The 401-nt window shown below is 57.4% G+C and carries 1 protein-coding gene; it reads left to right on the top strand.

Annotation, left to right across the window (positions count from 1 at the left end):
- Window positions 1-124: 124 nt before the first annotated feature.
- Window positions 125-401, top strand: a 277-nt coding sequence (locus JHD73_RS28205) for an LLM class flavin-dependent oxidoreductase (protein WP_199033396.1), incomplete at its 3' end; no start/stop codon positions are given.

A 401-nucleotide genomic window follows, 5' to 3' on the forward strand; every position in this document is an offset into this window, starting at 1 on the left:
GTATTATGGTATACCAACAATCAATCCGCCGAACAGCTGTCATCCGTGACAGGCCTCACAGTGGCGAGAGTACTTAAGGGCCCGCAGTCGACAGGCCGATCACAATAGATCCGAGGTAAGCGTCATGAAGTTTTCCCTGTTCGTACACATGGAACGTTGGGATGAAAGCGTCAGCCACCGTCAGTTGTTCGAAGACCTGACCGAACTGACCCTGATGGCCGAGGCCGGTGGTTTCAGCACCGTCTGGATTGGCGAACACCACGCCATGGAATACACCATCTCGCCCAGCCCGATGCCGCTGCTGGCTTACCTCGCAGCCAAGACCACCACGATTCACCTGGGCGCAGGTACCATCATTGCGCCGTTCTGGCACCCACTGCGGGTGGCGGGCGAATGTGCAT

Source organism: Ralstonia sp. ASV6 (assembly GCF_016429285.1).
Classification (GTDB): domain Bacteria; phylum Pseudomonadota; class Gammaproteobacteria; order Burkholderiales; family Burkholderiaceae; genus Ralstonia; species Ralstonia flaminis.